Origin of the sequence: Acetobacter cerevisiae, assembly GCF_001580535.1 — a bacterium.
Taxonomy (GTDB): Bacteria; Pseudomonadota; Alphaproteobacteria; order Acetobacterales; family Acetobacteraceae; genus Acetobacter; species Acetobacter cerevisiae.
In genome coordinates this window covers 1-26,514 of record NZ_LHZA01000150.1, presented here as the reverse complement: position 1 = coordinate 26,514, position 26,514 = coordinate 1, and the positions used below count along the sequence as shown (strand labels likewise).

General features: G+C 58.9%; 19 protein-coding genes and 1 riboswitch. Of the genes, 15 read left to right on the top strand and 4 right to left on the bottom strand.

What is annotated here, in order from left to right; genetic code table 11:
• Positions 1-20 precede the first annotated feature (20 nt).
• Positions 21-2,171 carry a TonB-dependent receptor gene (locus AD928_RS09550; protein ID WP_062250207.1) on the bottom strand — a complete coding sequence of 717 codons (2,151 nt, stop codon included), beginning with the start codon at positions 2,169-2,171 and terminating at the stop codon, positions 21-23.
• Between the two features lie 647 nt (positions 2,172-2,818).
• Between AD928_RS09550 and AD928_RS09545 the strand changes: the two genes are divergently transcribed.
• Positions 2,819-3,904: a phosphatidylinositol-specific phospholipase C1-like protein gene (locus AD928_RS09545; protein ID WP_233420033.1), complete on the top strand. Its 1,086-nt coding sequence runs from the start codon at positions 2,819-2,821 to the stop codon at positions 3,902-3,904.
• A 97-nt stretch (positions 3,905-4,001) separates the two neighbouring features.
• Here the strand turns inward: AD928_RS09545 and AD928_RS09540 are convergent, their stop codons facing one another.
• A complete protein-coding gene (locus AD928_RS09540; RefSeq protein ID WP_062250109.1) occupies positions 4,002-6,230 on the bottom strand; it encodes an FUSC family protein in 2,229 nt (742 codons plus the stop codon).
• A gap of 22 nt (positions 6,231-6,252) precedes the next feature.
• The gene (locus AD928_RS09535; RefSeq protein ID WP_062250205.1) at positions 6,253-6,675 is read right to left on the bottom strand and encodes a MarR family winged helix-turn-helix transcriptional regulator; all 423 of its coding nucleotides are present in this window, start codon (positions 6,673-6,675) and stop codon (positions 6,253-6,255) included.
• 489 nt (positions 6,676-7,164) lie between these two features.
• Between AD928_RS09535 and AD928_RS09530 the strand changes: the two genes are divergently transcribed.
• The 11 genes from AD928_RS09530 (at position 7,165) to AD928_RS09480 (ending at position 22,578) form a co-directional block, all read left to right on the top strand.
• Positions 7,165-7,800 (top strand): sorbitol dehydrogenase family protein, encoded by a 636-nt coding sequence (locus AD928_RS09530; protein WP_062250107.1) that lies wholly within the window; start codon positions 7,165-7,167, stop codon positions 7,798-7,800.
• A 19-nt stretch (positions 7,801-7,819) separates the two neighbouring features.
• Positions 7,820-9,457, top strand: a complete 1,638-nt coding sequence (locus AD928_RS09525) for a GMC family oxidoreductase (RefSeq protein WP_062250105.1) — start codon at positions 7,820-7,822, stop codon at positions 9,455-9,457.
• A gap of 301 nt (positions 9,458-9,758) precedes the next feature.
• Entirely contained in the window at positions 9,759-11,048 is a 1,290-nt protein-coding gene (locus AD928_RS09520; protein ID WP_062250203.1) for a c-type cytochrome, read from the top strand.
• Between the two features lie 370 nt (positions 11,049-11,418).
• Positions 11,419-12,651: an MFS transporter gene (locus AD928_RS09515; protein WP_062250103.1), complete on the top strand. Its 1,233-nt coding sequence runs from the start codon at positions 11,419-11,421 to the stop codon at positions 12,649-12,651.
• A gap of 18 nt (positions 12,652-12,669) precedes the next feature.
• Positions 12,670-12,930: riboswitch (cobalamin riboswitch) on the top strand.
• A 157-nt stretch (positions 12,931-13,087) separates the two neighbouring features.
• The gene (locus AD928_RS09510; RefSeq protein WP_062250201.1) at positions 13,088-13,510 is read left to right on the top strand and encodes a DUF1636 family protein; all 423 of its coding nucleotides are present in this window, start codon (positions 13,088-13,090) and stop codon (positions 13,508-13,510) included.
• Entirely contained in the window at positions 13,507-14,571 is a 1,065-nt protein-coding gene (gene cobW / locus AD928_RS09505) for a cobalamin biosynthesis protein CobW (RefSeq protein WP_062143794.1), read from the top strand. Before AD928_RS09510 ends, cobW begins: the two co-directional genes overlap by 4 nt.
• An 18-nt stretch (positions 14,572-14,589) precedes the next feature.
• Positions 14,590-18,126 (top strand): cobaltochelatase subunit CobN, encoded by a 3,537-nt coding sequence (gene cobN, locus AD928_RS09500; protein ID WP_062250101.1) that lies wholly within the window; start codon positions 14,590-14,592, stop codon positions 18,124-18,126.
• The gene (locus AD928_RS09495) at positions 18,123-19,574 is read left to right on the top strand and encodes a cobyrinic acid a,c-diamide synthase CobB (RefSeq protein ID WP_062250098.1); all 1,452 of its coding nucleotides are present in this window, start codon (positions 18,123-18,125) and stop codon (positions 19,572-19,574) included. The genes cobN and AD928_RS09495 overlap by 4 nt, the downstream gene beginning before the upstream one ends.
• A 111-nt stretch (positions 19,575-19,685) precedes the next feature.
• Entirely contained in the window at positions 19,686-20,375 is a 690-nt protein-coding gene (locus AD928_RS09490; RefSeq protein ID WP_082779361.1) for a histidine phosphatase family protein, read from the top strand.
• Positions 20,372-20,998 carry a cob(I)yrinic acid a,c-diamide adenosyltransferase gene (gene cobO / locus AD928_RS09485; RefSeq protein WP_062250096.1) on the top strand — a complete coding sequence of 209 codons (627 nt, stop codon included), beginning with the start codon at positions 20,372-20,374 and terminating at the stop codon, positions 20,996-20,998. Before AD928_RS09490 ends, cobO begins: the two co-directional genes overlap by 4 nt.
• A 14-nt stretch (positions 20,999-21,012) precedes the next feature.
• Positions 21,013-22,578, top strand: coding sequence for a cobyric acid synthase (locus AD928_RS09480; protein WP_062250095.1), 1,566 nt, complete (start codon positions 21,013-21,015; stop codon positions 22,576-22,578).
• 120 nt (positions 22,579-22,698) lie between these two features.
• On the opposite strand, the gene AD928_RS09475 is transcribed toward AD928_RS09480, so the two are convergent.
• A complete protein-coding gene (locus AD928_RS09475) occupies positions 22,699-23,523 on the bottom strand; it encodes a mechanosensitive ion channel family protein (RefSeq protein ID WP_197461360.1) in 825 nt (274 codons plus the stop codon).
• 205 nt (positions 23,524-23,728) lie between these two features.
• Between AD928_RS09475 and AD928_RS09470 the strand changes: the two genes are divergently transcribed.
• The 3 genes from AD928_RS09470 to AD928_RS14810 all read left to right on the top strand — a co-directional run bounded on the left by AD928_RS09470 (position 23,729) and on the right by AD928_RS14810 (position 26,492).
• Positions 23,729-24,235: a 2-thiouracil desulfurase family protein gene (locus AD928_RS09470; RefSeq protein WP_062250093.1), complete on the top strand. Its 507-nt coding sequence runs from the start codon at positions 23,729-23,731 to the stop codon at positions 24,233-24,235.
• A 297-nt stretch (positions 24,236-24,532) separates the two neighbouring features.
• Positions 24,533-25,363, top strand: a complete 831-nt coding sequence (locus AD928_RS09465) for an IS5-like element IS1032 family transposase (RefSeq protein WP_062250199.1) — start codon at positions 24,533-24,535, stop codon at positions 25,361-25,363.
• A gap of 466 nt (positions 25,364-25,829) precedes the next feature.
• The gene (locus tag AD928_RS14810; RefSeq protein WP_156470171.1) at positions 25,830-26,492 is read left to right on the top strand and encodes a hypothetical protein; all 663 of its coding nucleotides are present in this window, start codon (positions 25,830-25,832) and stop codon (positions 26,490-26,492) included.
• Positions 26,493-26,514: the final 22 nt, after the last annotated feature.

Below are 26,514 nucleotides of genomic sequence, written 5' to 3'. Positions count from 1 at the left end.
ACGCCTGCCGAGAGCGCAGCTTAGTAGCTGAAGTTGATAAAGCCGCCGATGGTGCGACGGGCATCGGGGGAGGTGTAGTGCAGATACCCTGCCGTCCCGTAAAGCTGGTAGCCGGTGGAGAAATACTGGTTGAACATGTTCCGCACATACAGCCCAACCTGAAGGCGCTTGTTAAGCGGCAGCAGGCTGACGCGCAGGTTGACGAGGCTATAAGCCGGAACTTTTGAATAATCAGGCTGCCCGGTTACGGTCCATGTCGTGCCCCGATAGGCGTAATCAAGGTGTGCCTGCACGCCAAGGTGCGGTGTCAGGTCATGGTGGTAGTCAATAAAGGCATTGGCGGACCAGACCGGCGCATTGGTCAGGCGTGTATTGGTATAGTTGGCTTTTGTGCTGGCAACGTAGTCCGTAAAATGGGCATCGGTAAAAGAGACAGAACCCGAGAGCGTCAGATCCGGAATCGGTCTGTAGGCAACATTACCTTCCACACCCTGACTGACCAGTCCGCCGGCATTCCCGATAGCACTTGTCAGAATAGTGGTGCCATTTCCTGCCGGAACAGGGGTCAGCACAGTCGCCTGAAAATCGGTAAAGTCTTCACGGAACACGTCCATGTTCAGACGCAGCTTATGGTGCATCCATTCAGACTTCATGCCGACTTCGTAGGATTTAACGGTTTCCTTGTGGTAGGGGTCGTAATTGTTCCCCACAAAAGCGATGCCTGCCGGTTTGTAGCCCGTGGAGAAGGTAAAATAGGCCATGACATTGGGGTTGAAGTGGTATTCAGGCGAAATGCGGCCTGAGAAGTTTTGCCCCGTCATCTGGCCCCACGGGTAAACGGGCGCGTTATGGGTCGGGGTAAAGGTCGGATTATATCCCGTGACAGCCTGAGCGTCCGTATTGATAAAGCTCAGCCCCTGCGAGTTTTTGTCATGGGTGTAACGCCCACTGATCGCAATATCAAAGTGGCGGGAAATATTGAACTTCAGCTGACCAAAGGCCGCCAGAGACTCATTGCGGGACTGGAAAAGAGAGGTATTCCCACTCTGCCCGACCGCACCGGAGTTGTTATACAGGTTCTGTGCCGGAACCCCGTCAACATAGAGCGGGTCCCCTGCCGTGCCCCACTGATACTGTGTCTGGCGGGCATCAAGGCGGTTGAAGAACCCACCGGCAAGCCATTCCAGAAAATGCCCTTTGGGGGATGAAAAGCGAATTTCATCGCTGAACTTGCGTGTCGTCAGGCTGCCAAAGTTATAGGGATAATAAGCAGAGACATCGAGCGGAACCAGATCGACCGGCGTGTTGTTGTTATAGAGTGACTGACGCCATGCACTAATAAAATTAAGGTCGTTTTCACCAATTTTGGTGTGGATCTTCAGAGCCGCACCATATTCTTCTGAAACAATATTACCATAGATGGGGTCAGCCGTGTCCGCGTTCTTTGCATTGGGGTAGATACCCAGAGAATTGAGTTCAGATGTCACTGCGGCACTCTGCCCACCCACAGGGGTCCGCACGCTGCTATCCCAATGGTGGGCGTAATCGCCCTGTAGGGTAATATCCAGATTATCTGTGGGTTCGACATAGAATTTGGCACGGCCACCATATTCATTGGTTGAGCCGACCAGCTTGTTCAGCACCACATTGCGGCCAAAGCCGTCCTGCGCATTGTCAAAACCGGAAATACGGAAAGCGGCCTTACTGCCCAGCGGAATATTAACGGTTGCATTGAGAATGCGCTCGTTATGTTCACCATAGCTGGCACTGGTGCGGGCTGTCAGTTTGTTCAGTACCGGTTTTCCGGTTGTCACGGCAATCACACCAGAGGTGGAGTTCATGCCAAACAGCGTACCCTGCGGGCCCATCATGATATCAACATTGTTGATATCCACCATGCCAATCATCCCGTTGGCGCGCTGGGCATCCATCACAACATCATCCACCACCACGCTGACGGACTTTGCATTGGAAAAGTCAAAAGATTCGCTGCCAACACCACGGATCTGAAAAGCGGCACCCTGTGTTGGGTCATACTGCACGCCGGGTGCCAGATATTGCAGGTCGGTCAGGGCGGTATAACCAGCGTTTGCAAGCGTTTTACCATCAATGTGCTGGATGGAAATCGGCACATTCTGGTTGTTTTCTGCCCGGCGCTGGGCTGTCACCATCACGGATTCCAGGCCAGACTCTGCATGGTTCCCAGACTTTTTTGTGACCTTGAGAGTGCGGGGCGGCGCGGCCTTATGGGGGGCCTGTCTGGGTTTATGCTCCGCAGGTTTGGCGCTCTCTGTTTCCGCCCATGCCTCGCATGGAAGGACGATGCCGCAACACAAAACAAACTTAAAAAGTGTTTTCTTCATAAGGAAATTTTTCCGGGACATTCGTGGAACAGCACCAGCTGACTGCGGCATACGGACATGGTTGTGGGCATCCTTCAGTCATAGGAATTTCGAATGATTCACCCCTTACAAAGATTCACGCCCCGGCAAAAGAATGATTCCTTGTTCGTAATATAAGTTTCATAAATGTTTATCGATTTGTATTTGTCTTGTCCTGGTTAAAAAATGAAATTTATTTCATAGAACCTGTAGATAATGGTTTGTGAAATAAATATGAAAAAGAGGAGTGGTTTCTTTACTTCCAGCGCCCTCATTCTTATTCCATGCGGGCCATCGGCCTCCCATAGACAGAGTCCGTTCTCATCCTGCTGAAATGGGACATTTCCATGAAACCGGTTTTTTGTGCGTTTCCTGCGCTCCTCTGTGCTTTTTCTGTTTTGTCAACCCCCGCAAGTTTTGCGGACGACACCCTCAAAATGAACCAGATTCAGGTGATCGGCACGCACAACAGCTATCGTCGCAGCCTCTCTCCCACCACACTCGCCTGGTTGAAGAGCCAGTCGGCAGAGATGGCAAACGCACTGGATTATCAGCACGGTTCATTGAAATCTCAGCTGGATGGGGGCGTGCGCCAGCTTGAGATTGATATTTATGCCGATAGTTCGGGCAAACGTTACGCGCACCCGCGCGGCGTGGCGTGGGAGAAAAAGGCAGGCTTCACCCCGGATGCGGACCAGAGTGATGCGACCGATAAGCAGGGCACAGACTTCAAGGTCATGCATATTGTGGATATTGATCAGCGGTCCAGTTGTGAGCCTTTGCGCCAGTGTTTGACGATGATCAAAGAATGGTCAGACGCACACCCCAATCATCTGCCGCTCTATATTGATCTGGAGACCAAGCAGGATGTACCGCTGCCCGGCGGCAAGCTCCCCTTCACCCAGCCCGAGCAGTTTACCAAAGCGACGTATGACAAGCTGGATGCGGAATTGCTGTCCGTCTTCGGTCGGGAAAATATTCTGACCCCCGATGATGTGCGCGGTTCCTATGCCACGCTGGAGGAGGCTATTTTAAAACGTGGCTGGCCTGCTCTGGCCTTTGGGCGTGGCAAGGTTGTGTTCACGTTTGACCGCCCGCATGATACGGCGCGTTATGTGGACGGGCACCCGGCGTTGCGCGGCCGCGTTGTCTTTACCAATGGTCGCCCTGGAGACCCGGATGCTGCGTTTACGGAAGCGAATGAAGGCTTTGTCGGGCGCTCCGGTAACGGCAGCGCTGCGGTTGATAATACGGCCGCTCTCCAGAATATTCAGTCTCTTGTTAAAAAGGGTTATCTGGTCAGAACCCGTTCAGACGCCAATACGGTAGAAGCCCGACAGGGGGATGTTACCCGGCGGGAGATTGCGTTTCAGTCCGGGGCGCAAATCATCAGCACGGATTATCCTGCTTTTGAAACAGCGCCGTGGAACAACTACACTGTTGCCTTCCCCGGTGGTGCTGTTGCGCGCTGCAATCCCGTCAACGCGCCTGCCACTTGTTCTGCGGCTGATGTGACCGAGTAAGGTTCGTAGTCGCTTAAACCGATACAGGCAGAAGTAACCCTGCGACCCTGTGTGGAACTATTACACAGCCGTCGCAGGATGCCTCCTGCTGCTCTGTTTACCCAAACACCACATGCCGCTGTGGCACCATGGCAGAAACAGGCGCATCCGCACCCGGCATGTCTGCCGTAAGTTGTAGCGGGCCGTGGCGGTCAAAAAAGCCCGGCACGGAGCGGATGATATAGGCCGCCTGTTCAAGGCAGGACACAACACGGTCTCGCGCCAGTGCGGTGCCGGGGTGGTCAGGGATAGCGCTGATTTTCTGCGCGGCAAGGCTCAGGCTGGCTGCTGTTTCCAGCGGGGCGCGATGCAGGTGGCGGAAGGCACCCAGAGCCTCTTCCAGAATGTCATGGGTCTGGCCATCGGGCAGGGTGTGGCCTGCGTTCCAGCGCAGCCGGACAATCAGCCGCCCGAGGGAGAGAGCGGCAAAGGCGGCATCCGTATAGCCCCGGCGGTCCACGTTGTCTGTCAGAAAGGAAAACCGCATCATCATCCGGGAGATTTTCTGAATCTGGAATCCTTCCCATGCCACCCACATCACCTTCCGGTTCTGCGGGGCAAGGGCCAGACGCTGCACACTGCGGGTGAGGGACGAGACCAGTCGTGCCGCATCCAGCCGATGGTTTGCAGGCAAGATTACCCGGAAGACCAGCACCAGCAGAACGCACGCGACCGCCATGGTCATCCAGTTGTTGGTCAGTGTCAGGTCGTCATAGGTAATCGGGTTATTTACGGCGAGCATCATGGTGAAAAACACCGCATAGCCAAATGCACCAATGCTGTAGCGTGGGTGGAACTGCAACCACACACCGGGCAGCAGAAACAGGCAGATGGTCAGCCAGAGCAGCGGGTAACCATCAATCTGCGGCAGGCCGAGCGTGTGGCACAAAAAGCTGGCAGGAATAGCGAGGGCCGTGCCGCAGGCCATCAACGGACTGGTTTTTGCGGCAGAGGGCGTTGTGGACAGCAGGCTGGAAGCCGCCACCACAAACAGCATGAGCATCGGCCCGGTGCTCCAGTGCAGCACGTACCACATCATCCCGGCCAGCAGGGCAATAAACATGCCACGTGCGCCGTTGCGCAGCGCCATGGGCCATTCCAGATACGGTCGCAGAGGCATGCGCGCACGGGTCGGGCGGCGGATCGTCAGGTCATGCAAGGCCTGATCCAGCTGCACCAGCACATCCCGCGTATTGTCCAGCGAGGCCAGAACGGTGGGGGATGTCGTCTGCTGTTCCAGCCGCTCCAGCGCATGCAGCGTGGTGCGGATGCAGGCGGAAATAGGTTTGGGGTCTTCCTGCCAGCCCGGTTTTTCCGTCAGTTCCAGAATGCGCGTTAGCGTGGCAGCCACTTCCTGATGCACCGCGCAGGAGGCCCCGTTGGCCAGAGAGAGGTTCAGCCAGTAGGGGTGGTATGTCACAATCAGCCCGGTCAGGCGGCTCAGGCCAATGCGCAGGCGGTTGACGCGGGCCTGCATGTCCCGGTCATCAGCCGCGGCATATTCAATAGCAGGCCCAAGTCCGGCCATGCGGGCCAGCAGGCGGCTGCGGCTGTCATACAGCGGTTGCGGCAACGCGCGGAAAGACGGGGCAGGGGCTGCGGTTTCCAGACGCTCAATCTGTTCCGCTGCGTGCTCCGTGGCGGCTGCCGTTGTGGGGTGCTGGCTTTCCGCTGCGTGAAAGGACAAGGCATGGCGGACTGTTTCCCGGAACGCATCCCCCAGCGCACTTAACACCCTGCCAGGCTTGCGCGGGGAGGTGAGCATGAACACAAAAGCAGTGGTTACAACGCCGGTTGTCACCGCAGAAAGCCGCCCCATGGCTGCCAGAAAGATATGCTCCGGGTTGGCAAAAGCCGGTGCGGACACAATCACAATCGTATAGCCCACCAGCACGGCGGCATAGGCGCGGAACAGCCGCAGGAAGGTGGCGACCATACAGGCCAGCCCCACAAAGACGGAAAGCGCTGCAAAATACAGCACCGGAGACTGCACAAACGCCGCCATCACGCCCACGCTGATGGACGCGCCAATGACCGTGCCAATGACACGCCACACGCTTTTGGAAACCATGGCCCCTACTGTGGGGTTTGCCACAATCAGCACCGTGGTCGCCGCGCTCATGGGGGACTGCAACTGGAACATGAAGGCCAGAAACAACGCAATACCAATGCATAGAAACACCCGCGCCGTATAGGCGGCGGTGCCCAATGTGGCCTGCCAGCGCTCATCCTCTGCAAACATGGCGGGCATCAGGCGGCGGAGTGTGTCTGAAAAACTGTTGGACATGGCGCAGGCTATTCCGAAGGCCTTAAGAGGGCAGAGAGTGGGCGGTGGTCAGAAGGGCATCCATGCGGGCCAGAAGGCCCTGCGTATCCTGCGCGGTCATGCCCTGTTTCATGCTGTGTTCGACTTCTCCTGCAACCTTGTGGAACAGAGCGCATTTTTCCCGCCCCGCTGCGGTCAGGCTCAGACATTTGGCGCGGCGGTCCTGCGCGTCCGGCGTGCGTGAGAGCAGACCTTCCTTTTCCAGAAGGTCCAGCACCCGCACCAGGGCGGAGCAGTCCGTGTCCATCACCAGAGCCAGATCCCGCAGGGTGGTGCCTTCGGGCGTCATCATCAGATACGCCAGAGGCCGCATGACAGCCACGGTCATGCCGTGCGGACGCAGGGCGCGTTCCAGCCGCGTGCGCCACACCGCCGCCAGCCGCATGACGCGGAAGGTGAGCGCCATGGAACTGAACGCGGAATCATCCAGAGCCGGCAGGCCGTGCTGGGTCACCAGAAACCTCTATTTTGTTAGGGTGGGAATATTTGACATGTAAAATATATTGGTAGCAATATAACAGACGGCTCAGGCCGGTCAATACGGGCTACGTCTTTGTAATATTCAGAAAAGTGTGAGGCTCATCAGCCCGGCCGGGGAAGGCAATCAGAACCGCAGTCGGGGGCTTGGAGGGCGTCATGGCCAGAATAACCCTGTGCAGGCGGTCAAAACATTCTGAACAGAAAACAATGCGCCTGCAAAAATGGCAATAATATGTATTCTATTTGAGAATAAATATCATTTTGAGGAAATCCGGAAAGGCGGGAATTTCAGGCTGGACGCCTGCCGGGTACGTCATTATAGACTTTACCCCTGATGAAATAACAAAAAGGACCATGGCTCATCTGGGCCGATGGTCTGCCCGGTTATGTACAAACCTGTGGAAAAGGACTGACCATGAAGAAAGACTGGCCCTGCGTGCCTGTCAATCTGCAAAATGTCTCGCCCAATGCTATGAGAATGGCAAGACTGATGCGGATGTCCCGGCGCGATATGCTGATGACGGGCATGGGCGCTGCCGTTACGTATGGTGTTGCCAGTGGCATTGCCGGTGCGGAGGAAACGCAACCCAGCCCCGCATCTGGCGCGGACCCTGTGGCCACGCAGTTCATGGCGGTCTCTCGTTTGCTGACAGATCGGCCCACGCTGGATCTGCGTATCGGGAATGCCATCTATGCAGGAATTGTGCAGAGCAGTGCCGACCGGCAGGCGCAGATCAGCAAATTGCATGATCTGATGGGCTCCGGGCAGTTCACCAGTGCCTCCGCATTTGCCGCGGCGGCAGAGAAGGCGGACCCGGCTCTGAAGGATGTCATCCACGATATTATGACCGGCTGGTATCGCGGTGTGGCGGACGGCAAGGTGGTGGTTTATCGCTCCGCCCTGATGTTCGACATCACGAAGGACGCCATTTACCCCAAGACCTACGCCACAGGCGGCCCGTTCTACTGGACCACCCAGCCGCCGGAAGTCGACCGTCCCACAGGGCATCCAGCCCTTTCACCCTCTAAATTCGTCGTAGAACCGACCTGAGAGCGGGAATATCAGCCGTATGCCTTCTGAACAGACTCTTTCCGCCGATGTTGTCATTGTCGGGTCCGGTGTTGCCGGGTCTTCCATTGCTAATGAACTCGCGCGTGCCGGAATTTCCGTCATTGTGCTGGAAGCAGGCCCCCGTGTGGACCGCCAGCATTTTGTAGAAAACTTCCGTAATCTGGAAAACAAGCCCTCTTATCAGGGACCATTCCCGGCTGTGCCGTGGGCCAGACATCCGCCAAACCAGATCACCCCGAACGATTACCTGCACACCTCCGGCCCGAATGCGGAAGCGTATCAGCAGGTGTACCTGCGTATGATGGGCGGCACCACATGGCACTGGGCCGGGTGCGCATGGCGTTACCTGCCGTCCGACTTTGAGCTGAAAACCCGCTACGGGCAGGGGCGTGACTGGGCTTTGAAATATGAAGACCTGGAACCGTTCTATTATCAGGCGGAAGTGATGATGGGCGTCTGCGGGCCGGACCCGGCCAAGGAAGACCTCGGCTCTCCGCGCAAGCAGCCGTACCCGATGGAAGCGCTGCCCATTTCCTACGCCGCGCAGCAGTTCCGCAAGCTGATTGACGAGAAGACGCCCTGGCGCGTTGTGCATGAGCCGCAGGCCCGTAACACCCGCCCGTATGACAGCCGCCCGACGTGTGAAGGCCACAATAACTGCATGCCCATCTGCCCCATCGGGGCGATGTATAACGGCAGCTATTCCGTGTACCATGCCGAGGCTGCCGGGGCGAAGTTCATCCCCAACGCTGTGGTCTATAAAATCGAGCGTGACAGCGCGAACAAGCGCGTGACCGGCGTCCAGTATTATGACCCGGACAAAAACTCACACCGCGTAACCGGCAAATACTTTGTGATTGCCGCGCATTGTATTGAAACCGCCAAACTGCTGCTGGTCTCCGCTGATGAGCAGAGCCCGGACGGTGTGGCCAACAGTTCCGGCCATGTCGGGCGGAACATGATGGACCATACCGGCGTGCAGGTGACGTTCATTAGTGGCGATAAAGCCCTCTGGCCGGGCCGTGGCCCGCTGGAGACGAACGTGATCGATAACTTCCGTGATGGTGACTGGCGGAATGAGCGCGGCGCGTATCTGGTGCATATGGTGGATGACAATCAGGTTGATTTCGCCACCCAGATGGCCATTTCCAAAGGCTATGTCGGGCGGGAGCTGGAAGAGCAGATCCGGTATCTGTCCTCCCACACCGTGCGTCTGTTCAGCCATAACGAGGCGCTGCCCGACCCGGATAACCGCCTGACGCTGAGCAAGACCAACAAGGACATTCTCGGCATTCCGCACCCGGACGTGTATTACAAACTGCCGGAATACACCGTGAAAAGCTGTGAACACACCCGCAAGGTGTTCAAGGAGCTGATCGGCCTGATGCACGGCACGGATGAGGAATGGACCCCCGGCTACTTCCCGCAGGACCATCCCTCCGGCAGCACCATCATGGGTACGGACCCCAAGGATTCCGTGGTGGACGGCCATTGCCGGACGCATGACCATGAGAACCTCTTCATTGCCAGTTCCTCAGTTTTCTCAACCGTGGGCACGGGCAACATCACTCTTACGGTCGCAGCGCTGGCGCTGCGTGTTGCAGATACGCTGAAAAAAGAACTGCTTCATGGCTGATTTCAGAACTCTCCTCTGTTCCGCACTCGTTGCCGGAACAGCCCTCGCTGGCGTGGCTCTTGCTCCGGTTGCTCTGTCTCCGGCCGCGCTGGCTCAGTCTGCGGATAAACCTGCCGACAAGCCTGCCGCACAGCCTGCGCCCGCTCAGCCCACGGTACCCGCACCTGTGGCGGAAGAGGGCAAGCCTGCCGCCGGGTCCGATGCCAAAACATCTGACCACAGCCCAACCTCTCAGACCCCGGCTCCCGCCGGGGAGGCTGCAACGCCTGCAAACAGCCAGTCCGCAGCAACCGGGGCCGCCATGGCCCCGGCTTCCGGCACAAATGCCGCGGCCCAGCCGGAAAGTGCGGATGCAGAACTGGCGCGTGGTGCGTATCTCGCCACCGCGGCAGACTGCGTGGCCTGTCATACCAAACCGGGCGGAAAACCCTTTGCAGGCGGCCTGAAAATCGCCACCCCGATGGGTGATGTGGTTGCCACCAACATCACGCCGGACCCGCAGCACGGTATTGGGTCTTATACGGAAGCCGACTTTGAAAACGCGCTCCGTCATGGCGTGCGCAAGGACGGGTCTTACCTGTATCCGGTCATGCCGTATGTGTCTTACGCCGGCATGACGGATCAGGACGTAAAAGCCCTGTATGCTTGGTTCATGCACGTGGTCAAACCTGTGGCGGAATCCCCGGAGGAGACAAATCTCTCTTTCCCGGCCAGCCTCCGTTCAGCCATGATGGCGTGGAACTTTGTCGCCAGTAAGGAAACGCCGGAAACGGGTGATTCCAGCACGTATGACACGCTGCGTCGTGGCCGCTATCTGGCCAATGCGCTGGAACATTGCGGCACCTGCCACACCCCGCGTAACTTCATGCTGAGTGAAAAGCAGGACCATTATCTGGCGGGCGGGTCACTCGGCACATGGTATGCCCCCAACGTCACCTCCAGCAAAACCGGCGGTATTGGTGACTGGAGCGAGGATGATCTGGTGGCCTACCTGCGCAGCGGGCATGTGGCCGGTCGCGCTCAGGCTGCTGGCCCCATGGCCGAGGCCGTGGAGCACAGCACCAGCCACCTGACGGATGCGGACCTGCACGCGCTGGCCGCCTTTATCCTGAAGGTCGCGCCGATGGATGATGATGCCGACCATACCGCGCGTGACGCTGCCGGTAAGGCAGCAGAAATGCCCGACATCCGCACCAAAGGCCCGCAGCGGATTGATGATCTGGCGGAAATGGATGGCCCGCATATCTATGATGCCAACTGTTCCGCCTGCCACGGGCATGATGGCGCTGGCACGAAGGACCATTACGTGCCGTCGCTGTTCAACAACTCCACAGTGGGGGCCGGGCGTCCGGGCAACCTGATCATGACCATCCTCAAAGGGGTGGATCGCACGGCAGGCACGGAACATGCCTTCATGCCGGGCTTTGATGGTCAGTCCAACGTCCAGCGTCTGAGCGATGCGGAAATTGCGGCCCTGACAAACTACATCACGGCCACATTCGGCACCGGCGACCATCAGGTGACGCCGGAACTGGTCAAAAGCCTGCGGAAAGATACCCCGGTGGTCAATCCACTGGCCAAAGGCAAATAAGGTAACCTCAAGACAGGCCGGACCATTCTTTAAGGTCCGGCCCCTGATTCGGGTTGGGAAGAGGGCAGGGGACTGCCCGGTTGCCCTCTTCCTCCCGTCTTCCCCCCTCCCGTCACAAAATTGTCTTTCTTCCCACCCGGTGGCTGGCATGGGGCAGGTGCGCCCTCCGGCATGCGGCCTGTGGGGCATTTCCCCAGCTTTTCCGCGGCTGCTGGCGTGGCCGATCTGAGCAGGGGCGGGTTTCGTAAAACCCGCCAGCTTCACTCTCCTGTTCACGAATTGTTGCAGCGGTTTTTTAGGGGAAGATTTTTAGAAAAAATACGATATGGACACCGCCCTTTGACGAACACTTTGAGCAAGGGTGAAAACAGTGTTCAGCACGCTTTCTGTTTCAACACGGATCGGCCTTGTCGCGCTGTGCGCGGCAACCTTTACGGCTATCACCAGTGAGCTTGCTCCCGTTGGGCTTCTGCTGGATATGGCGCGCGCTTTTAACATCAGCACAGGCCGCGCCGGGCTTGCTGTCAGCGCCTATGCGCTGATTGTCACGGTGGCCGCTGTCCCGCTGACGGTGCTGACCGCGCGCGTCGAGCGCAAACGTCTGCTGCTTATCGCCCTTTCGGGGTATGTGGTCTCCAACCTGATTTCAGCCTTCGCGCCCACCTTTGGCATCGTGTGTTTTGGCCGCGCGATTGGCGGCGGCGCGCATGCGCTGCTCATGTCCATGGTGTCCGCCTATGCGGCCCATCTGGTTCCTAAAAAACTGACCGGGCGGGCCATCTCTTTTGTGTTTGGCGGGTCTTCCATGGGGGGCGTGCTGGGCGTGCCGGGAACGGCGGCCATCAGTCAGCTGGCGGGCTGGCGCGTGGCCCTTATGGTCGTGGCGGGTCTGGCTGCGGTCCTGACGGTGCTGATTGCGGTTTGTCTGCCGCCGGTCATCAAACCCGCCGGGCGTCCGTCCGGCCCGTATAAGGTGCCGCGTGAGTCTGTCCGGGCTTTTGCGTGGGTAATCTCGGCCAATGCGCTGTTTTTTGTCGGGCATAACGTGGTGTACACCTACATCGCCCCGCTGCTGATGGCGCATGGCCTGCCGGAAACCTCCGTCAGTGTCGCGCTGCTGTTTATCGGGGTGTTCAGCCTGTCCGGCCTGTGGGCGTCCGGCCTTATGGTGGACCGCTGGCCACGTGTGGGGGTGCTGGCATCGGGGGCTGCTATTTCGCTGGGGATTGGGCTGCTGGGCGGCCAGTTTATGCCTGCGTGGGGTGGCGTGGGTGTCGCGGCTCTGTGGTGCGCGGGCTATGCGTCCATCATTCCGTTCATGATGTCCGGCGCCATTCGCGCCCGTGCCACCACGGCGGATACGGCCGGGGCGGCCATCAACAGCACCAGTAACCTCGGCATTCTGCTTGGTTCCGCACTCGGCGGGCAATTGCTGGCGGTGTATGGGGTCAGCGTTCTGGTGCCGGTGGCGCTTGGCGTCTGTGCGCTCTCCATGCTGGTCATTCTGCTTAGCGGTAATGCCTTCCCCGCGCATCTGGGCGAGCATGAGGATGAAGAGGCGGCGGAACAGGTGTGTGCGGAACGCGGTCCGCTCATGACTTGAAAAATACCCCGGTTATGCGATGCTCAGCCGCATGATGGTGTCCCGCAAGGGATGAAAAGGGAAGAACGGTGCGCAGCTTCGGCTGCAAGGCCGTCGCTGCCCCCGCAACTGTAAGTGATTGCATGGTCCGCTGTGGGCCTGCCCCCTCAACCGGGCAGGTCCATGCCACCGGCCCCCACCGGGCCGGGAAGGCAGGCAGACCCGCAGACTGCATGGTTAACCCCCGTGCAGACCCTGCACGACACAAGCCAGGAGACCTGCCATCATCCGCAAGCCCATCGGGGCGTGCGGTTGTCTGAGGTGTCGTGTCCGGCGGGGTGCCCGGAAGGCGAGGGTGCGCCGCGCCGCGCATCACTTCTGCCTTGGCAGGAGCACCGGTTGTGCACTCCGTTTAAGTGCCGTTCCGCAGGGAATGGTGCCTGATCGGGAAAATTTTATGCCTGCGTCTGTTACGCACTCCGCCTCTCCCCCCACATCCCCTGCTGCCGCGGCAGAAGGCCCGGTGCTGCATGTCTGCACCACGTGCCGTCGCGGTGGTCCCGCCATGGAGACCCCTCCGGGCGCACAATTGCTGGACCGCCTGCAAACGGTGCTGGATGCCAGCCCGCAACCCATCACTCTGCGCCCGGTTGCCTGTCTGGCAGCGTGTGACCGGGGCTGCACGGCGGCCATTGCCATGCCGGGCCGCTGGACATGGCTGCTCGGCCATCTCGGCCCGGAAAAAGCGGAAGATCTGCTGGCTTACGCAAAACTTTACGCCGCCTCGGCAAAGGGCACGGTCATGCCGTCCCGCCGCCCGGCCTCACTCTCTGATATGATTCTGGGCCGTGTGCCCGCAGCCGAACAGGAGCCGTCATGACCGGTTTACCCGCCCGCGTTCCCGTAACCATCATCACCGGCTTCCTCGGGGCCGGAAAAACCACGCTCCTGCGGCACATTCTGCAAAAAGCGCAGGGCCACCGCATTGCCGTGGTGGTGAATGAATTCGGCTCTCTGGGCATTGATGGAGAAATCCTGCGCGGCTGCGGCGTGGAAGGCTGCCGGGAGGACGATATTGTCGAACTCACCAATGGCTGCCTGTGCTGCACCGTGGCGGATGATTTCCTGCCGACAATGGAAGCCCTGCTGGACCGCGCCGACCCGCCGGAACATGTGGTGATTGAAACCTCCGGCCTCGCGCTGCCCAAACCGCTGCTCAAAGCCTTCGGCTGGCCGACGGTGCGCAGCCGCATGACGGTGGATGGCGTGATTACGGTGCTGGACGCCCCCGCCGTGGCCTCCGGTCGCTTTGCGGATGACCCGGAAGCGGTGGCCAAACAGCGTGAGGCCGATCCCTCACTGGATCATGACAATCCTCTGGCCGAAGTGTTTGAAGACCAGCTCAACGCGGCGGACCTGATTGTTCTCAACAAGACCGATCTGCTGGACGCTGCCCAGTTGGACGCCGTGGAAGCGGAAATCAAAAAGCTCTGTCCGCGCCCCGTGCGGATTATCCGTGCGCAGGATGGCAAGGTGGACCCCGCCGTGCTGCTGGGCCTCGGTGCGGAAGCGGAAGCTGATCTTCAGGCCCGTCCGTCCCACCATGATGCGGAAGATGGCGAGCATGAGCATGATGATTTTGAAAGCTTCGTCGTCACCGTGCCCGAACAGCTTTCCGTCGAACGGTTCCTGACACTCTTGCAGGATGTCGCCGCCCGGTATGACGTGCTGCGCATGAAAGGCTTTGCCACCGTGCAGGGCAAACCCATGCGTCTGGCCGTGCAGGGCGTGGGCACGCGCTTCCGGCATGAGTTTGACCGCCTGCTGACCCCACAGGACGCCCGCACGGGCCGCATTGTGGTCATCGGTCAGAAGGGGCTGGATGAGGCCGCCATTACGGCAGCCCTCGCGGCAGATGCCGCCGCAACCACCGCCGGTTAAACAGGCAGGACCGCCCTTATGCACCTCCTTGTTCGGGAAAGCAGGACGCTTGATGAGCAGGATGAGGCCGAAGACCTCGGCCTGCCGCCTGCGGATCTGGTGGTCCTCTCCTTTACGGAGAGCGACCTGCTCGGCCTGCTCCACGCGCAGGAGCGGCTGAAGGCCGAACACGGGGCAGAGGGGGCACCGCCGTCCCTTCAGGTCACCAGTCTGGCCCGGTTGCGCCACCCCATGTCGGTGGATCTGTATCTGGAAACCACTCTGGCGCAGGCCCGCTGTGTGGTGGTGCGTCTGCTGGGTGGTCTGGATTACTGGCGCTATGGCGCGGAGGAACTGGCCGCATGGTGCCGGGAGCATAAGGTGCCATTGGCCCTCCTGCCCGGTGAGGCCATGCGGCAGGGAACCAATGCCTCTCTCCCCATGCAGGATGATACCCGTCTGGCGGCCCTCTCCACCGTTCCTGAAGAAATCCGTAATCGCCTAAACGGATTTTTTCAGCATGGTGGAACCCGCAATATGGTGAACGCCCTGCGCCTGATGGCTTGTCTCGCCGGACAACGCCCGGATGAGAGCGCGCAGCCAGAGCCTTTGCCGCAATGGGGCCTCTATCGCACCGTGACAGGCGTTCCGGTTGTAAAAGCCACAGCCGCAGACGGGATTGATCGGGAGGCCACCCGCCTGCCGTCAGGCCGTGTCATGCGGGCCACGCTGGTATTTTACCGCGCGCATCTGATGGTAGGGGATATCGCCGCACTGGATCTGCTGGCCGAAACCCTCGCGGCGCAGGGCTGCACGGTGGAGATGCTGTTTGTCACCTCGCTCAAAGATCCAGTCGTCGCCAAAGGGGTTGCAGAGGCGCTGAGGCGGTCTCAACCGGATATCCTGCTCAACGCCACGCTGTTTTCCTCCAGAAACCCGCAAGGGGACTCCCCCCTCACCGGGGCGGATGTGCCCATTCTGCAACTGCTGCAACCGGGGGCCACACAGGCCGTGTGGGAACGCAGCCCGCGCGGTCTCTCCCGGTCGGATCTCGCCATGCAGGCGGTGCTGCCGGAACTCGATGGGTCTGTTGCAACCCTCCCCATTTCCTTCCGCGCAGAAGCCCCGCCGGGTCTGCCCGCCGCTCGCGTGCCGTATCTGCCCGGCATCCGCCAGACGGCAGACCGCGCGCTGGCATGGGCACGTTTGCGGTATCTGGCACCCGAGCAAAAACGAGTGGGCATCATCCTGTCCGATTATCCGGGGGCAGGGCTCACGCAGGAAACCGGGCATGTGGCTCACGCTGTCGGGCTGGATGGGTTCGCCAGTCTGGCTTCCATCCTCACCCTGCTGCGGGCGGAGGGGTATCAGACGGGTGCAGCACCTCTGCCGCAACCGGAACAGCTCGCGGCCATGCTGGCGCAAAGTGCCCCTCGGCCTCTGTTTTGCGTCGCCACTTATCGCGCTCTCGCAGCCGGGCTGGATGCTGCATTTATGGCTTCCGTTACACAGGCATGGGGAGAGCCGGAAGAGGACCCGTGTGTGCAGGACGGCACATTTCACCTGCGAGCAATAGAACTGGGCCATCTGACACTGGCCGTGCAACCGGACCGGGGGCGGCAGGCCGACCGCAAAGCCCTGTATCATGACCCGGACAGCCCATCCTGCCACGCCTATGTTGCGTTCTATCTCTGGTTGCGCAGTGTGCGGCGGCTGGATGCGCTGGTGCATCTGGGCACCCACGGCACGCTGGAATGGCTGCCCGGTAAGGCCGCCGCTCTGTCCGCCTCCTGCGCGCCTGCCGTGCTGACGGGGGATCTGCCGGTTATCTACCCGTTTATCGTCAATAATCCGGGCGAGGCTGCCACAGCCAGACGCCGGCTGGGCGCTGTTACCATCGGGCACATGACGCCCCCGGTCATGCAGGCAGACCTTTCCCCAGATATGCAGGCGCTGGAACGGCTGATTGACGAATATGCCGAGGCCGACGGTCTGGACCCGCGCCGGGGTGCGCTGCTCCGTAAGGATATTCTGGAAAAAGCATCCCGCACAGGCGTCCTTTCAGAAAGCGGCGTCCGCCCCGGTGAGGACGATGAGGCCGAAGCGCTGGCCCGTCTGGACGCCTATTTGTGTGACGTAAAAGATCTGCAAATCCGGGACGGCCTGCACGTGTTCGGCCAGAACGCGCCGAAGGCCGACACGCTCGCACAGGCTATTTTTCAGGCATGCAGGTCTCAGGATGGGAGTGTCCAGAACGACGCGCAGCCCTCTGAAAAACAGACAGCGTTGAAAGAAGAAATTACAAACCGCATTCTCCAGAGCGGCCCGGCGGAAGCACAGGCGCTTCTGGCCGCCCTCGCTGGCCGGTTTGTCACACCCGGTCCCGCCGGAGCCCCCACACGCGGGCGGCTGGATGTGCTGCCCAGCGGGCGCAACCTGTTCACGCTGGACCCGCGCGCACTGCCCACGCCCTCCGCTATGATTCTGGCAGAAAAAATGGAAAAGCTTTTGCTCACACGGCATTTGCAGGAACAGGGTGAACCGCTGACCCGTCTGGTCATGGACCTGTGGGGTTCAGCCAGCCTGCGCACGGGCGGCGAGGACATGGCCCTTGCCCTCCGCCTGATGGGTGTGGAGATCAAACGGGCTGAAGGCACCGGGCACGTCACAGGCTTTGAAGTCATCCCGCTGCCCGTGCTCAATCGCCCCCGCGTGGATGTGACGCTGCGCATCTCCGGCCTGTTCCGCGATGCCTTTCCGGATCAGATTGCCCTGTTTGATCAGGTTGTCAGCGCCGTCGCCAATCGGCGAGAGCCGCCGGAATGGAACCCTCTGGCCGCCAGCGCCAAAGGTCTGGACGGTGAGGCCCGCACTCGCGCCACTGCCCGCATTTTTGGCGCAGCGTCAGGCTCCTACGGCACCGGGGTGGAAGAGGCTTTGCAAACCGGCACATGGGCGGATCAGGCCGCTCTGGGCAAAGCCTGGCTGGAAGGCTCCGCATGGACTTACGGCGGCGGGCGAGACGGCGGGCAGGACGCCGACGCACTCGCCACCCTGCTGGGGCAGGCGGATGCCGTGCTGCATGTGCAGGACCACGCGGAAACGGACATGCTGGAAAGCCCGGAAAACGCCGCGCATGAAGGCGGTCTGGCCGCAGCGGCAGCAACCCTCGGGGCCAGTCCAGCCCTGTGGCATGGGGATACCTCGCGCCCGGACAGGCCCCGCCTGCGCGCCACCGCGCAGGAAGTGGCGCGCATTGTGCGTGGGCGGCTGGCCAACCCGCGCTGGATTGAGGGCATGCAACAGCATGGCTACGCAGGTGCTGCGGAACTGGCCCGCGGGCTGGACGCCCTGCATGGGTTTGCCGCCACGCTGCCCCAGCGGTTTGACCAGCAGTTTGACATGGTTTTTGCCGCCACACTGGGGAATGAGGCGTGTGATGCCTTCCTCCAGCGGGAAAACCCGGCAGCGCGGGAGGCCATGCGCGCCCGCTTTGCTGATGTCTGGCAGCGTGGCCTGTGGCACCCGCGCGGCAACAGCGTCGCGCAGGTTCTGGAAAGCGGAGAACGGGCATGAGCGCACGTGCTATCATGGTGGCAGCACCCCGGTCCGGCGGCGGGAAAACCACGGTTACGCTGGCCCTGCTGGCGGCCTTCCGGCGGCGGGGTATCCGGGTGGGGGCTGCCAAGACCGGCCCGGACTATATTGACCCCGCCTTCCATGCCGCCCTCACGGGTCGCCCCGGCCTCAATCTGGATAGCTGGTGCATGAACCCGGCCCTGCTGGCCGCAACACTGGAGGCCGCCCGGCAGGATGTGGATCTCGTGGTGGTGGAATCCGCCATGGGCCTGTTTGACGGATTAGTCGCCCCCAATGGCGCACGCGGGTCACCATCTGACATTGCCGCCCGCTTCAACATCCCCGTGCTGCTGGTGCTCGATGTGTCCGGTCAGGGCCAGACGGTGGGTGCGGTGGCGCATGGCTTTGCCACATGGCAGCCGGATGTGCAGGTGGCGGGCGTGGTGCTCAACCGCGTGGCGTCCCCGCGCCATGCCAGACTGACGGAAGGGGCCATTGAGGCCGCAGGTCTGCCCGTCTGTGGCACATTGCTCCGCCAGCCCGGCACGCCGCTGCCGGAGCGTCATCTGGGGCTTGTGCAGGCGCGGGAGCATGACGGCCTGACCGACTGGCTGGAAGACCTGGCCGACAAGGCCGAGCGCGAACTCAACCTCGACGCCATCCTCGCTACGGCCAGACCTCTGCCAGAAAACCTGTTGCCCGATACGCTCTTACAGGCTCCGAATAGTCAGTTTACCCCCCTAAACTCAGCCATCTTACAAGGCTCCAGTTCGGCTCCTATTCAGGCGCTCCCCCCCGGCGCTCTCCCACCTCCCGGCCAGCGTATCGCTCTCGCGGATGATGCCGCGTTCTCCTTCCTCTATGGGCATCTGGCGCTGTTCTGGCGGCAGGCCGGTGCGGAGCTGGTGCCGTTCTCACCACTGGCGAATGAAGCGCCAGACCCGTCCTGCGATGTGTGCTGGCTGCCCGGTGGCTACCCGGAACTGCATGCAGGCCGACTGGCGGCGGCAGAGCATTTCCGGGATGGGCTGGCCAGCTTTGCACAAACGCGCCCGGTGCATGGGGAGTGCGGGGGCTTCATGGTGCTGGGTGAGGCGCTGGAAGATGCGCAGGGCACCCGCCACCGCATGACGGGCCTGCTGGGCCACGTCACCTCCTTTGCGCGGCGCAAGCTCAATCTGGGCTATCGGGAGGCTACGCTGCTGGCACCGTCCGTGCTGGGGCAGGCGGGCACCACACTGCGCGGGCATGAATTCCATTATGCAACAGTGGTGGAAACGGGGGCAGATGCCCCACTTGCGCACCTGCGGGCAGGAGACGGCACGGACCTCGGCCCATGCGGTGGGCGCAGAGGCGCTGTGTCGGGTTCATTTTTCCATGTGCTGGCTTGTGGTCATCCGGCCTCGCCCCCACATTCTGGCTGGTCTCATACCGGGTCTTCGTGAAATGCACGGAGCCGGGCGGGACGGTGCTGCGTTGAAAAGCGTGGTTTACAACAGCAGAGGTGTCAGGGCAGGGGTTATAAAGACCGGCCGCTTCTGGCTGAGGAGAGAAAAATGGCGCAGTCTTTCCCTGTTTTATTAGTGCGCCACGCACCCGTTATGGTGCCGGAGGGCGTGTGTTACGGGCGGCAGGATGTCGCCCTGCGCCCGGGGTGGGAACGGGTCACGTCCGGGCTGGCTGTGCTGGCACAGGGCGCAGTCTGCCGGGTGCTCTACAGCTCCCCCGCAGAACGCTGCCAGCAGATGGCGCGTAAACTGGCCGCTTCCACAGGGATGGACTTACGAATCGACCCCCGGCTGGCAGAAATGGATTTTGGGGAATGGGAAGGTCAGCCCTGGCAGGATATTGATCGCGGCCTGCTGGACGCATGGGCTGCGGACCCGGAGGGCTTTGTGCCACCGGGCGGGGAGAGCGGTCGTGCCCTCTGTCGCCGCGTTCTGGCCTTCTGGCAGGATGTGCAGCAGGCCGGAACCCCTGCCTGTGTGCTGTCCCACGGCGGCCCCCTGCGGGTGCTGAGCGCGCTGGCGGCTGGTACGCCCCCCGCCTTGCTGGCTCCTTCCATGCCGCAGGGCTTTGCGCGTCTCTTTATGGTCAACGGACCTGCCGGGCTTACGCCAGAGGTCGGGGCTGATGAACCGGCTCTGGCTCCCGTCGTGCCCCTCTGGCCGCGTGATGCCCGCCGCACACCGGCTGATGTCAGCCTCACTTTTCCCAAAACTGATACAGGACAAACCCTCACATGACCTCTGCCGCGCCGTCCTCTCCGGAAAGTGAAGCCGCCCGCCATCGCGAGAAAATGCAAAAGCGCAAGGCCGTGCAGGATCAGGAAGTCGCGGGCAAGCAGATCGAAAAAGGTTTGCTCATGGTCCATACCGGGCCAGGTAAAGGCAAATCGACCGCCGCCTTCGGGCTGGCCCTGCGCACGGTCGGCTATGGCCGCCGCGTGGTGGTGGTGCAGTTTATCAAAGGCGCGTGGGATACGGGTGAACGCCGGGCGCTGGACCGGTTTGAGGGCCTTGTGGAATTCCATGCTCTGGGCGAGGGTTTTACGTGGGAAACACAGGACCGCGCGCGGGATATTGCCGCCTGCCAGCAGGCATGGGCCGTGGCGAAGGAGGCCCTCTCTAACCCGGATGTCGCCCTTGTGGTGCTGGATGAACTCAATATCGCCCTGCGGTATGATTACCTGCCGCTCCCTGAAGTTCTGGCAGCTTTTGCGGCCCGGCCCGAGGGCCAGCATGTGATCGTGACAGGCCGCAACGCTAAACCGGAACTCATCGAGGCCGCGGATCTGGTGACGGAAATGACGTTGGTCAAACACCATTTCAAAAACGGCGTTCGGGCCCAGCAGGGAGTGGAGTTTTGAGCGCACGCGTTCTCATGGTGCAGGGAACAGGCTCAAGTGTCGGGAAATCAACTCTGGTGGCAGGTCTGGCGCGGGCCTTTACCCGGCGCGGCCTGCGGGTGCGGCCCTTCAAACCGCAAAACATGTCCAATAATGCCGCTGTTACCGCAGAGGGCGGGGAAATAGGCCGCGCACAGGCGTTGCAGGCGCGGGCCTGCGGTGTGCGTCCCACAGTGGACATGAACCCGGTCCTGCTCAAACCCCAGGGCGAGACCGGAGCACAACTGGTCGTGCGCGGTCAGGTGCGGAACAGCCTTGGCGCGCGGGATTATCAGAAACGCAAAGACACCCTTCTTCCCGTTGTGGTCGAAAGTTTTCAGCGCCTTGCCGAACAGGCGGACCTCGTTCTGGTGGAAGGTGCTGGCTCCGCATCGGAAATCAACTTACGCGCCCGCGATATTGCCAATATGGGCTTTGCAGAAGCCGTCAACGCCCCCGTGGTTCTGGTGGGTGATATTGATCGCGGCGGCGTCATCGCCAGTCTGGTCGGCACACAGGTTGTGCTGCCACCGGAGGACGCGGCCCGCATCAAAGGCTTCATCGTCAACAGAATGCGCGGTGATATCTCATTGTTTTATGATGGCATGGACTTCATCGTCCAGCGCACCGGCTGGACAGCCCTCGGCCTTGTGCCGGACCTGCCCGCTGTCCGCACTCTGCCCGCAGAAGACGCCGCCGATTTGCTGACCAATCTGACAGCCCGCCGCACCACGCCCCCTGTGTACATCTCTGTGCATAACGGGGATGATAACGCGCAGCGCCCTTTACGCATTGCCATTCCCCTTCTGCCACTTATTGCGAATTTTGATGATCTGGACCCGCTGTGTGCAGAACCGGGCGTGCAAATTCTCCCCGTGCAACGTGGGCAACGCCTGCCGGAGTGTGATCTTGTTTTGCTTCCCGGTTCCAAAGGCACCTTGGCGGACCTCGCGACTTTCCGGGCGGAAGGCTGGGCGGAGGATCTCACCGCCCATCTGGCCCGAGGCGGCCATGTGATGGGCCTGTGCGGCGGCTATCAGATGCTGGGCCAGACTGTGGCAGACCCACACGGCACGGAAGGCCCATCCGGCGCAGCCCCCGGCCTCGGCCTGCTGGCCGTGGAAACAGTGCTGAGTGACGATAAACATCTGGAAGACACATCCGGCACCGTTGCAGGCACACAAGCCCCGGTGTCCGGTTATGAAATGCACATTGGCCGCACCACCGGCCCGGACCGCGCCCGCCCGTTACTGGTTCTGAACGGGGACGGGGAGGGGGCCATCGCCGCCAGCGGGCAGGTTTACGGCACGTATCTGCACGGCGTGTTCGGCCACCGCGCGGCCCGCATGGCCCTGCTGGCCCGCGCAGGCGGGGCTGCGTTCTGCCCCGGTGGGATCTGGTATGAGGCCAGCCTGCCGGAGCATCACGATACCGTCGTAGAACAGGCGCTCGACAGGCTGGCAGACCATCTGGAAGCCCATATCGATCTGGATGCCCTTCTGGCCCTCGCAACCGTGCCAGACTACAAAACGCTCACGCCCCAAGAGAGCTGTTTTTCCTAAGCGTTTACGCCATAAAAAAACGCGGCCTTCTCTGTAAAAAAGAAGACTGTGCTCAAAACGCTAACCAATAACAGGTCCGTTTGCCGATGTGTGGCGCTCAGACCTGCCTGTATCCCGCGTTCAGTTAGCCGGAGCCGCGCGGGTGGTGGTGCCCAGACGGTAGCCGTTCTGTTTGAGAACCTGAATGGCCGTTTCAGAATATTTACCCGTCAGCGGCGTGACGTTACCCGGCGCACACCAGAAGCTGAGTGTCACTGCAATGTTAGCAGGCTGCGGCAGGAAACCGACGGACGGGCCGGGGTTTTTCAGAACCAGCTCATCATTTTGCACAGCACCAAGCAGCAGGGCGCGGGCTTTGTCGATATCGTCGTTATAGTCAATCAGCAGCGTAACAGAGGCCTGCAACATGTCAGACTGAGAGCTGTTGACCACAATGTTGTTGGAAAGCGTGCCATTGGGCACATAAATCAGATCGTTTTTGGCATCCCGCAGAACAGTGCGGAACATTTCGATAGATTCCACGGTGCCTGCGCTGCCACCGGCCACAATGGAATCCCCCACCTTGAAGGGGCGGAACAGCAGGATCAGCACGCCACCGGCAAAGTTCGCAAGGCTACCCTGCAACGCCATGCCCACGGCCAGACCGGCCGCCCCCAGAACGGCGACGAACGATGTTGTGGCAATCCCCACCATGGAGGCCACGCTGATCAGCAGCAGAGCCTTCATCAGCAGGCCCGCAACGCTCAGCAGAAAGCCCTGCAATGTCGGTTCAATATGGCTTGCCGCCATCATCCGGCCCATGGCGCGGATGACCATGTTGATAATCTTCCAGCCAACCAGAAGCACAATAAGAGCCAGAATAACCTGCCCGGTGTAGCTTAATACTGTCGGTAGCCAGGCATTAAGCTGGCTCCATAATGAATTAACCTGATGTTCCATAACCATCCCTGAAGTGTCTGTTTGTCACGCGTACGCATCCGCGCACTTACCCCTTTAGTCCAGGGTATTCTGGGCAATTTCAAGACCATGGGGGGAATTGTGACCGCGCGGCCTGCAATAAAGGGGACAAAAAGCGCATGAAACAGGGTAACACCGCATCCGTTTCTGCCCTAAAACAAAGGGCATCCCCAGCACGCAGGAAGGACGGTCCGTGACACTCCCAAAAATTCTGATCAGCGCCTGCCTGCTTGGCCGTCCCGTCCGTTATAACGGCTCCGCAAAGCCCGTTTTACATCCGGCTTTGAGCGCATGGCACAAGGCGGGGCAACTTGTCATCATCTGCCCGGAAGTCGCTGCAGGCTTCAGCACCCCACGCCCCCCGGCTGAAATCACCCAAGGCCACTCCGGCCCCGACGTGCTGGCCAGCACCGCCCGCGTGCAGGATACAACCGGAGCGGATGTGACAGACCAGTTCATCACCGGTGCCAAAATCGCACTGGCTTTGGCGCAGGAACACGATTGCAAATTCGCCATCCTGACCGACGCCAGCCCCTCCTGCGGCAGCACCCACATCTATGACGGCACCTTTCAGGGCCAAAAACACCCCGGCACCGGCGTCACCACAGCCCTCCTCCGCACCCACGGTGTGCAGGTGTTTGCGGAGACGGAGATTGATGGACTTGTGGCTTTTCTCTCAAAAGTTCTTCCAAAGAATTAATTTTTCAAACTGTTATGACTGCTTTCGCCTTATCTCAGATGAAAAATCTCAGATGAAAAGTATGGTCGTTGTGTTAGATATCACGGTGCCATATTGGCAGTCCAAATGGTTTTGAAGGGCGATAAGCCGCCTCTTGATGAGCTAGTCTGCGGCGAGGATAATCGCTCGCAAACTGGATATTTATAGTTATTCCGAAAAATTTTGTGACTAGGACATTCTTAGTGTCTGACCGAAAATGAGTTGAGTGATTTCAGCAGGTTATGATTCATGGGTTTGCGAGAACCTGATGAGATCAAGATGGCCTGGACTGAAATCACCCGAGCGCAGTATCGCCGGGACGACCTGGAATATGCAAGCGACCTGCGCGATGCGGAGTGGGCGCTGATTGCGCCGCTGATGCCCGAGAAGAAACGGCTGGGCAGACCACGACGTACGGATTTGCGCCGGGTCATGGAGGCGATCCTCTATATCGTCACGACCGGCTGCCAATGGCGGCAGTTGCCCCGGCACTTTCCGGCCTTCACGACCGTACAGGGCTATTTCTACCGTTGGATCCGCGAGGGAAGATGGGAAGCCATTAACCATATTCTCGTGATCCTGTCGCGTGAGCAGGACGGGCGAGACGCCACGCCTTCGGTAGGCATTATTGACAGCCAGTCGGTTAAAACTGCTGAAAACGGCGGTCCACGCGGTTATGACGCGGGCAAGAAGATCAGGGGACGCAAGCGGCATATCACGACCGACACGCTGGGTCATGTCGTGGCGGCTGCCGTGCATCCCGCCGACATTCAGGATCGTGACGGTGCGCCGCTGGTAGCGACCAGAATACGCTCATTATTCCCTTGGCTTCGCCATCTGATCGGTGACGGGGGATATGCTGGCGAGAAGTTGCGTGGTGCGCTGGCTGAACTCGGCCGATGGACGATCGAGATCGTCAAACGTAGCGATCGGGCCGAAGGCTTCGTCGTCTTGCCCAAACGCTGGATCGTGGAGCGTAGCTTTGCATGGCTCGGACGTTGCCGTCGCCTCACGAAGGATGTCGAGGCAACAATCTCGTCATCCCACGCGTGGTTGATGATTGCCCATATCCGCAGAGTTCTGCGAAAAATCAATCAAACCGCTTTCTGATTCAGGCTCTTAGTTTATTCACTTTCATGTGATGGAATTTCGTTTTTTGTTCGAATTGCGTTTAGAATCCTCAAAAATCCATTCTGTACACGAATTTTCTTTATCTATAATGAAAATTATTGCTGTGATATTGGAAATAAGATACTATATTATATTAATCATCTTACAATAAGAAGGAATATTAAGGTATGAGTATTTCAGAAAATCCAAATGGAAAAAAAATAAACCTAAAAAAAATATTCTTATTTTTTGTTCCATTGATTACACCTGTTCTATTGCTGTCAATTCCTGGATATGTAGTGTTATTTTATTATCAAATTCATATTAGAAATCTATCATCATTTTTAACGCAAATAAATGTACCTATATTTATTATTCTGGGCATTGTTAGTGTTTTTTTTATACGCTTCTCGTTCTTTACGGAATGGCATCAAGTCTTTGGTTATACATGCTAATAAATTTTTTCATGAAGAAAATTTTGAATGCGAGTAATTTAGATAAATCTAACATAATACCAAATACAAAGAGTTGGGTTTATTGGTATTTTATTGGATCTATTTTAGTTTTTTCTATTATTTTTATTAGTTTATATGTAGAAAGAGTAAATAATTATAGTATTTCATTGTCGGTTTATTTTTTCATGGTTGGATTTTTTTCTATTGCAGCAGTTGATAAAATACCTAAAGATAATTATAAAAGATCATTATTTTTAATATTATCTCCTGTTGCAGCAGGATTGATACTTCCAGTATTTCTTCAGGGTACCGGGCCCATGATCGCCGAAGATTTTATATCTATTATAGGCATGAGAACACGGAATTTTAATAATGTTTATATATCAATGAATGAATATCAAAAAATAGATGCATTGCTTAAAGTGTTGAGTGGAGTGGAGCAAAGTGTTTGTTATGTATCTGTAAACGGAAGAGAGTTTGTAAATATAAAAATATCATTTGGAAAGGAAAAAGACAGTATTCCGTTGGTAGTTTTATGGAATGATAATTCCGACCATAAAATAGTAGGATTTGATAATAGGTGGACTCCTAATGGTCCATTTGAATTTCCAACTTTTTCTATTTCTAATAATGATTTTTTTGAGTTGCCTAAAAAATTTGTAAATAATTGTTAGAGCCCTTTTGGAAATTCGCTAT

What these genes read in the sequence shown, in the direction of transcription:
- AD928_RS09535 (WP_062250205.1), bottom strand. Translation starts at nt 6,675, where the DNA reads ATGGCGCTCACCTTCCGCGTCATGCGGCTGGCGGCGGTGTGGCGCACG.
- AD928_RS09480 (WP_062250095.1), top strand. Translation starts at nt 21,013, where the DNA reads ATGGTGCAGGGAACAGGCTCAAGTGTCGGGAAATCAACTCTGGTGGCA.
- AD928_RS09545 (WP_233420033.1), top strand. Translation starts at nt 2,819, where the DNA reads ATGAACCAGATTCAGGTGATCGGCACGCACAACAGCTATCGTCGCAGC.
- AD928_RS09520 (WP_062250203.1), top strand. Translation starts at nt 9,759, where the DNA reads ATGGCCCCGGCTTCCGGCACAAATGCCGCGGCCCAGCCGGAAAGTGCG.
- cobW (WP_062143794.1), top strand. Translation starts at nt 13,507, where the DNA reads ATGACCGGTTTACCCGCCCGCGTTCCCGTAACCATCATCACCGGCTTC.
- AD928_RS09540 (WP_062250109.1), bottom strand. Translation starts at nt 6,230, where the DNA reads ATGTCCAACAGTTTTTCAGACACACTCCGCCGCCTGATGCCCGCCATG.
- AD928_RS09550 (WP_062250207.1), bottom strand. Translation starts at nt 2,171, where the DNA reads ATGGTGACAGCCCAGCGCCGGGCAGAAAACAACCAGAATGTGCCGATT.
- AD928_RS09530 (WP_062250107.1), top strand. Translation starts at nt 7,165, where the DNA reads ATGAAGAAAGACTGGCCCTGCGTGCCTGTCAATCTGCAAAATGTCTCG.
- AD928_RS09475 (WP_197461360.1), bottom strand. Translation starts at nt 23,523, where the DNA reads ATGGTTATGGAACATCAGGTTAATTCATTATGGAGCCAGCTTAATGCC.
- AD928_RS09465 (WP_062250199.1), top strand. Translation starts at nt 24,533, where the DNA reads ATGGCCTGGACTGAAATCACCCGAGCGCAGTATCGCCGGGACGACCTG.
- AD928_RS09490 (WP_082779361.1), top strand. Translation starts at nt 19,686, where the DNA reads ATGGCGCAGTCTTTCCCTGTTTTATTAGTGCGCCACGCACCCGTTATG.
- cobO (WP_062250096.1), top strand. Translation starts at nt 20,372, where the DNA reads ATGACCTCTGCCGCGCCGTCCTCTCCGGAAAGTGAAGCCGCCCGCCAT.
- AD928_RS14810 (WP_156470171.1), top strand. Translation starts at nt 25,830, where the DNA reads ATGAAGAAAATTTTGAATGCGAGTAATTTAGATAAATCTAACATAATA.
- AD928_RS09510 (WP_062250201.1), top strand. Translation starts at nt 13,088, where the DNA reads ATGCCTGCGTCTGTTACGCACTCCGCCTCTCCCCCCACATCCCCTGCT.
- AD928_RS09525 (WP_062250105.1), top strand. Translation starts at nt 7,820, where the DNA reads ATGCCTTCTGAACAGACTCTTTCCGCCGATGTTGTCATTGTCGGGTCC.
- cobN (WP_062250101.1), top strand. Translation starts at nt 14,590, where the DNA reads ATGCACCTCCTTGTTCGGGAAAGCAGGACGCTTGATGAGCAGGATGAG.
- AD928_RS09495 (WP_062250098.1), top strand. Translation starts at nt 18,123, where the DNA reads ATGAGCGCACGTGCTATCATGGTGGCAGCACCCCGGTCCGGCGGCGGG.